This is a genomic window from Okeania sp. (assembly GCF_983059655.1).
In genome coordinates, this window is the sequence record NZ_CEZPJD010000179.1 from 2,534 (window position 1) to 10,161 (window position 7,628).

The window sequence follows — 7,628 nt, forward strand, 5'->3', positions numbered from 1 at the left end:
GGAGATGTCTATTAGATTTCAAAATTAATTATACCTAAATGTAAATCAAAATCACTAAAAATTTTACATCAAAAAATACTTACTGAATTTCATCTAAATTTCATCTACCCTGTGGCAAACTATTAGATGATTTTGTTCAGTTTTTGTTGAGATCAGGAGTTATTATGAAATCGTTACGGCTACAACAGGTGACAAATCAGCTTCCTGAAGGCGCTCATCCACCAGAAATTTCTCCCTTAGTTTCTCCCCTGGGAACAATTTTGCAGTACGCTTTTACTGTCAATGGTGAGGGGCAAACTTCCCTGATGGATTTGCGTCGGCTAGTAGAAGTCACCCTCAGCAATCAGATTCTCTCTGTTCCTGGAGTTTCTCAAGTCACAGTTTATGGGGGAGACGAACGGCAAGAACAAGTATTAGTCGATCCGGAAAAGTTGCGTTTCCTCAATGTTTCTCTTACAGAGGTAACTGATGCAGCCAGAAATGCTAGTTCCAATGCTCCCGGAGGATTCTTGATTGGTGGCGGGCAAGAATTATTAGTGCGTGGTATTGGGCAGATGCAATCCATTGAAGATTTGCAGCAGTCCGTTGTAAAAGTGGAAAATGGCATCCCGATTTTGCTACAAGATGTGGCGGAGGTAAAAACGGGTACGGCACTCAAACGCGGTGATGCTAGCTTTAACGGTAAACCCGCCGTGGTAATGATGATTAATAAACAGCCAGATGTGGATACTCCGACAGTGACGAAAGCGGTTGAAAGTGTAATGGCATCGTTGCAGCCAACATTTCCAGCAGATGTGAAAATCGCGAGGACTTTTCGCCAGTCTAATTTCATTGATTCTGCCATTCGGAATGTTAGCGGTTCCCTTGTTCAAGGCATCATTATTGTCGCAATGAAACTGCCAACCGTCAACCGGCACCTAAAACCATCGCAATATTAGCCGATCCTGTTTTTGATCTTGATGACGATCGCCTTGAGGGGAAAGCTAAAAGTAATAACTCAAACGAAACAGTATCTATGTTACGAGGACAAAAAATGACCAGAGCTGCTAGAGGAGGGAGTGTTAACTGGGAGCGACTGCCAGGTACTAGAGTAGAAGCAGAAGCGATCGTTGTTCAAGTACCTGATGAAAACCAACGCACCTATGCTTTAGACTTTTCTGCTACTAGAGAAAAAGCCACTAGCGAAGAATTAAGTCAATACAAATATATTCATTTTGCCACTCATGGTTTCTTCAATGGTACAGAACCGGAACTATCAGGAATTGTCATGTCGTTAGTAGATGAAAAGGGCGATCGACAAAATGGTTTTTTATATTTACAGGATGTATTTAATCTGAAATTATCAGCAGAATTAGTAGTATTAAGTGCTTGTGAAACTGGGTTAGGAGAAGAAGTAAAAGGAGAAGGAATTGTGGGGTTAACTCGTGGATTTATGTATGCAGGTTCTCCAAGGGTTGTTGTTAGTTTGTGGAAAGTAAATGATGATGCAACTGCTAAATTAATGACATTATTTTATCAGAAAATGTTAGTCGAAAAAATGAAGCCAGTCGAAGCATTGAGGTTAGCCAAAATTGAGATGTTAAATTCAGAGGAATGGCAAGATCCAGAATATTGGGCAGCGTTTACTTTGCAGGGTGAATGGCGTTCAACAATGAATAATTAATAATTAATAACTACAATTACCTCTCCTTGAGAAGAAGAGGTAATTAGGGTTTGCTGAATTAAGTCTTTTGGTAAGGGTAGGAGTCATTTCAGTTATCAGTTATCAGTACCTCTAGCTGAAGGATTTTGACCTAACTTCCGGCACTTTTTCCAGCCCTAAAAATTCTAAAAGCTTTATCTGTAAATGATTTTATATTTAATTAGCAAGCCCTAATTATTCATTATTCATTATTCATTATTCATTGTTATCGCCAATCAGGAGGATAGAGACTATCAACATTAGGCATTTCATCAATCTTTTGTAGCAAATCTCCTAATTTTGGATACTTTTTCTCTATAGGTAAGATGTCTATGTTTAATTTACTCACATCTTCCTGGACTGCTAATTTTTCGACAAATTTAAAAATAGGATAAATAGCAATATCCGCAGCAGATAATTTATCACCTGCCAACCAATTTTTATCTGCTAAAACCTCATTATTTAGTATGGTAAATTCTTCTTTTAATTTCTGGAAATTTTCAAGAACTTCCTTCTCTTTCTCTGCTAAACCTCCAAAGAATATAGGAGGGATAAGCTGAAGTAAAGAGGGCACAATTACATTTTCAATTTCACATACTTGTTGCCAAATTATTGCTTTCTCTTGGCTAGTATTACCAAAAAGTTGCCACTCAGGATAGAGAGAATCTAAATACACTAAAATTGCTATAGATTCACGCACAAACAATTGCCCATGTTTTAGTAATGGCACTTTACCACGGGGATTTAAAGTGAGATAATCGGGTAGTTTATGTTCTCCTATTGATGGGTCTAAATAATGAGAGACATAATCAACATTATGAATTACTAAGGCCAGTTGTACTCGCCAAGCAAAAAGACTACCTTGAAAGCAAAAAAGTTCTATTGTTGGATTCATTTTCTTGAATACTATTCCTCATTATCAAGAATAAATTATGGCAAAAATTTAGGCTAGTAAAACCAAATTAACTTGAACATATCCCTTAATTGAGATAATGTCAAGAGCCAGTATTTTTAACAAAGTCAGAAGTCAGAAGTAAGAAGTTATTTTTGTAATGGGGATTTGAGCAACTCTCCAAAAATATTTCACCTTAAAAGGCGGGGTTTTAGACCCATGTTATTTTGATAAATTATATCAAGTTGAACTGATTAACCACAATATAATTAGGGTTTGCTGAAAAAGTCTTTTTGCTAAGGTAGGGAGTAGGGAGTAGGGAGTAGGGAGTAGTGAAGAGTCAAGAGGAATCAGGAGTTGTAGAGGACGTACAAAGGAAAAATTATCCCAAGATTTTTCTGCTTCTATACTTACGCCAATACTCACTTTTTGAGCTTCCTTAGGCAAAAACCTGCTACTTTTTCACTACCTAAAAAGGCCAAAGCCTTTATATATCAAGACTTTTATCTTTAATCAGCAAACCCTAATTAAAGATGAAAAATATGGCATACTCCTCAAGAGTCATCTTTAAGGCAAGCTATGTCATCCGCCAAGAAATAAATTTCTAGGATCAAAGCAGAAGTCATCTTTAGATGAGTAAGGAAAAATATATCGACTTTTGCGCATAGTAGTCAATAGGGAGAAACAATTGATAATTTATGGATAAGAATTGGTTTTATTATTGATTTTTGGAGATTTATAATTGAATAAGCACAATAAAAAATATAGTCAACTATCTAGATTTGAATCTTTAATTATCTGTACAAATAAACAAAACTTAATATAAACATAAGTTCTACTTAATCTGAAACTCTCAAAATTCCATTACAGTTGTTACTGTAAATAATCTAAGAGTTTCTCATATATGCCAAATCCAATTCGCTTCGCCACTTTCAACGCATCTCTAAACCGTGGCGAAGAAGGTCAATTAATCGCAGACCTTTCTACACAACAAAACGAACAAGCACAGACAGTAGCAGAAATTATTCAAAGAGTCAATCCTGATGTTTTATTAGTTAATGAATTTGACTTTGACTCAGAAGGGGAAGCAGCCGAATTATTTCAAGAAAACTATTTAGGAATAAGTCAAAATGGAGTAGATCCTGTAGAATATCCCTTCGTATATATTGCCCCTTCTAATACAGGTATTTATTCTGGTTTTGACTTAGATAATAATGAGGAAATAGTTACAACACCAGATGAAAATGGTTATGGGAATGATGCTTTTGGTTTTGGCAATTTTCCGGGTCAATTCGGAATGGTTTTATATTCAAAATATCCCTTTGTTGAAGAGGAAGTCAGAACTTTTCAAAATTTTCTCTGGAAAGATATACCAGGTGCATTATTACCAGATAATCTTGATACACCGGAACCTAATGATTGGTATTCGGAGGAAGAATTAGAAGTATTTCGTCTTTCTTCTAAGAGTCATTGGGATGTACCGATAAATGTGAATGGAGAAATAGTTCATGTTTTAGTTAGTCATCCTACACCACCAGTTTTTGATGGGGAAGAAGATAGGAATGGTAGAAGAAATCATGATGAAATTCGGTTTTGGGCAGATTATGTTACTCCTGGAGAAGGAGATTATATTTATGATGATGCAGGAAATTTTGGTGGTTTAAACCCTGGTAATTCTTTTGTAATTATGGGAGACCAAAATGCCGATCCAGTTGATGGAGATAGTTTCAATAATGCGATTAATCAATTATTAGAAAATCCTCTGGTTAATACTTCAGTAACTCCTGGTAGTAATGGGGGAGTTAATGCTACAAACCGTCAGGGGGGAGAAAGTGCAAATGAACCAGAAGCAGTTCTACAAGACCCAGAAAATGGAGAAATTCAAAACTTCAATACTAACTTTAAATTTATCCCTTGGGAAAATGTGGCAACTGGCTTTGAAGAACCTCTAGAAATTGACCGTTTCAGTTATAATCCTCGGCAAATATCAGACAGCCTAATTAATGGCATTGCCAGTGGAGATACTACTCAGACTTCAACAGTGTTATGGGCAAATAGTAATGCCCCTGGAGAAATCACATTTGAAGTTGCTACAAACCCTGAATTTACTAACATTATTCAGATAGTTAGTGGCAACCTAACAGATGCTCCAGTCAAAGTCGAAATAACAGAATTAAATCCCGACACCGAATATTATTATCGAGTTACCGACGCAGCAGGTTCAACAGAAATAGGAAAATTTAACACCGCAGCAGAATTAGGTAATCAAACAGGCTTAAAATTTGGAGTAACAGGAAACTGGCGCGGAGGACTTTCTCCCTATCCAGCTATTAGTAATGCTGATGAAGCAGACTTAGATTTCTTCGTCTTAAACGGCGATGTGGTTTATGCAGATCTTCCTTCTCCAGCAGTACCAAAACCACAGGCAGAAACCTTAGCAGAATTTCAGGCAAAATATGAGGAAGTATATGTCGATCGCTTCGGTGAAAATACCTGGGCCGACCTCCGTGCTACTACATCAATTTTGGCCACAATAGATGACCATGAAATTACCGACGACCTCTCCGGTGGTGCCCCCGCAAGTAGCGACCCCCGCTTTCCAGAAACACAAGGGTTAATTAACGACACTCAACTCTTTGAAAATGGTCTACAAGCATTCCAAGAATTTAATCCTTTGCAAGATGAATTTTATGGAAATACAGGAGAAGACCGCACCGCAGGAGAACAGAAACTGTATCGTTATAATACCTTCGGCAGCGATGCAGCTACCTTTGTTTTAGATGTTCGTTCCTTCCGAGACCAAGAATTAGGCCCTGCCGAAGTAACACCAGAAGGAATTGCAGAATTTCTGGAAGCTTCCTTTAACCCTGACCGCACAATATTAGGAGAACCCCAACTAGAAGACCTGAAAAACGACTTACTCCAGGCAGAAAATGACGGCATTACCTGGAAATTTGTCATGGTTCCCGAACCCATTCAAAATTTTGGGCCCTCTGATGCAAGCGATCGCTTTGAAGGTTATGCTGCCGAACGCACAGAAATTCTCAAATTTATCGACGATAACGATATTGATAATGTGGTATTTGTGGCGGGAGATATTCGTGGCACTGTAGTTAATAACCTGACTTATCAAGAAGAATTTGGTGGGGAACAAATAGCTACTAATGCTTTTGAAATTACTACAGGTGCCGTTGCTTTTGAACCTACATTCGGTCCAAGTACCGTTGAGTCATCTGCCGCATTCAATCTTTTGACTCCTGAAGAAGTAGCTTTTTATGAGAGTTTGCCAGTCATCGGCGATAGTGGTAGTGAAATTAATGACAAAGATGATTTTATCAAGTCATTGTTAAATGAGGGGTTGGCAACCTTTGGTTATGACCCCATTGGTCTGAACGATAATTTAGAAATAGCAGACGGTCAAATTGATGCCACTCTAGTTCAAGGTGACTACGTTGCCACTCATACCTTTGGTTGGACAGAATTTGAAATTGACCCAGAAACTCAACAGTTGCGCGTTGTCACTTATGGTGTGGAACCATACTCAGAAGATGAATTATTAGCAAACCCAGAAGATATCATCAACCGGGAACCAGTGGTAGTCAGTGAATTTGTAGTTAACCCCACTGAAACTATTGAACCAATAATAGTAGGTATTGATGTTGAACCTGAAACTGTTAGTGAAAACGCAGGTCAATACACCCTAACTTTCAATTTAAGTGCAGCTGCTCCAGAAGGAGGTTTGCGGGTAATTTGGTCAGAAACAGATTCTGATGATGCTTTTGGCGATATTGAGTTTCCTCCTGAGTTAACCAATGCTTCTAACCTAGAAGAACTCGATGCAGTAGGGGATGAACTCGCGCGCTCTGCTATTACCATTGAGGAAGGGGCAACTACGGCAACAGTTACCTGGACAACTATTCCTGATGAGGAGTCGGAAGGAGAAGAAACCACAACCATTGAGTTGATAGAAATAGAAGACTATGTAGTCGATGTAGACAACCAAGTTGCTCAAGTCACTATTGTCGATGCAGTTGACCAAGAAATTCTTGGTACTCCAGAAGATGAACGTCTCAACGGCAACTTTGGAGATGATACCATTACTGGTTTAACAGGAAATGATACTCTCATTGGTAGTGGTGGTGACGACTTAATTATTGGCAGTCGTGGCGATGACTTCCTTTATGGCCAAGATGACGATGATGTTTTAGAAGGTCGTCTTGGTAATGACTTCCTCTTTGGTGGAGATGGCAATGATGAGATGAATGGTGGTCAAGGTCGCGATCGTCTAAATGGTGGAAGTGGAAATGACACTATGACTGGTGGTGCTAGTATTGACCGTTTTATCTTTGCTACAAGTCAGGAATTTGATGCTGATGATATTGGTGTAGATGAAATTACTGATTTTGTTGTTGGTCAAGATCAAATTCTCTTGGATCGAACTACATTTACTGCTATTAACGATATCGCAACAGATTTTGCTACTGTTACCAGTAATAATGCTGCTGCAACTTCTGATGCTGTTATTGTTTACAACAGTAATAATGGTGCATTATTCTACAATACTAATGGTAGTGCTAATGGTTTTGGTGATGGCGCTCAGTTTGCGACTTTGAGTAATGGAGCATTGCTTGAAGTTGATGACTTTGTTATTAGAGGGTAATATCCCCCCTACCCCCTTTGAAAGCTATCCCTTATAAGGAACTACTCAGTCCAGTAGTCCAGTAGGGTGTGTTAGCGGAGCGTAACTGAGCGAAATATTAAGGATAGGCGGTACATTACATTTCATTAATACGGCCTACTGGACTTATGTTATAGTATTTGCTTGTAGGAGTTTGGTTTCCACATCTCATTTGGGTTTGGAGACCTAATCCCTACAATTTTTTTTTACGAATTATTTCTGATATAGAATCTGGTGTGCGATTCGTCATTGCGACGATAGGAAACAATCTAAAGGTTTTAGGAGATTGCTTCCTTCCACTCCGTTCCAGTCGTAATGAATTTGGATATACAATTATCTGGATTTTATATGATGGCTATATTAAAACTTCTAATTTA

6 protein-coding genes are annotated in these 7,628 nt (G+C 38.3%); 4 read left to right on the forward strand and 2 right to left on the reverse strand.

Translation table 11 applies throughout. The features are described 5' to 3' along the window. The first annotated feature begins 164 nt into the window (after window positions 1–164). Both AC3DU7_RS12365 and AC3DU7_RS12370 read left to right on the forward strand, forming a co-directional pair. Window positions 165–938 carry an efflux RND transporter permease subunit gene (locus AC3DU7_RS12365; protein ID WP_488039645.1) on the forward strand — a complete coding sequence of 258 codons (774 nt, stop codon included), beginning with the start codon at window positions 165–167 and terminating at the stop codon, window positions 936–938. Then, on the forward strand, window positions 932–1,663 hold the full coding sequence (locus AC3DU7_RS12370) for a CHAT domain-containing protein (protein ID WP_488039652.1): 732 nt from the start codon (window positions 932–934) through the stop codon (window positions 1,661–1,663). Before AC3DU7_RS12365 ends, AC3DU7_RS12370 begins: the two co-directional genes overlap by 7 nt. Window positions 1,664–1,907: 244 nt before the next feature. Here AC3DU7_RS12370 and AC3DU7_RS12375 read toward each other — a convergent pair whose 3' ends face one another. Next, window positions 1,908–2,576 carry a glutathione S-transferase family protein gene (locus tag AC3DU7_RS12375; RefSeq protein ID WP_488039646.1) on the reverse strand — a complete coding sequence of 223 codons (669 nt, stop codon included), beginning with the start codon at window positions 2,574–2,576 and terminating at the stop codon, window positions 1,908–1,910. A 237-nt stretch (window positions 2,577–2,813) separates the two neighbouring features. Further along, the gene (locus AC3DU7_RS12380) at window positions 2,814–2,999 is read right to left on the reverse strand and encodes a hypothetical protein (protein ID WP_488039647.1); all 186 of its coding nucleotides are present in this window, start codon (window positions 2,997–2,999) and stop codon (window positions 2,814–2,816) included. Window positions 3,000–3,477: 478 nt separating this feature from the next. Here AC3DU7_RS12380 and AC3DU7_RS12385 point away from each other — a divergent pair, with 478 nt between their 5' ends. Together AC3DU7_RS12385 and AC3DU7_RS12390 are read left to right on the forward strand one after the other, a co-directional pair. Beyond that, window positions 3,478–7,233, forward strand: a complete 3,756-nt coding sequence (locus AC3DU7_RS12385) for an alkaline phosphatase D family protein (RefSeq protein WP_488039648.1) — start codon at window positions 3,478–3,480, stop codon at window positions 7,231–7,233. Window positions 7,234–7,391: 158 nt separating this feature from the next. Then, window positions 7,392–7,628, forward strand: a 237-nt coding sequence (locus tag AC3DU7_RS12390) for a hypothetical protein (RefSeq protein ID WP_488039649.1), incomplete at its 3' end; no start/stop codon positions are given.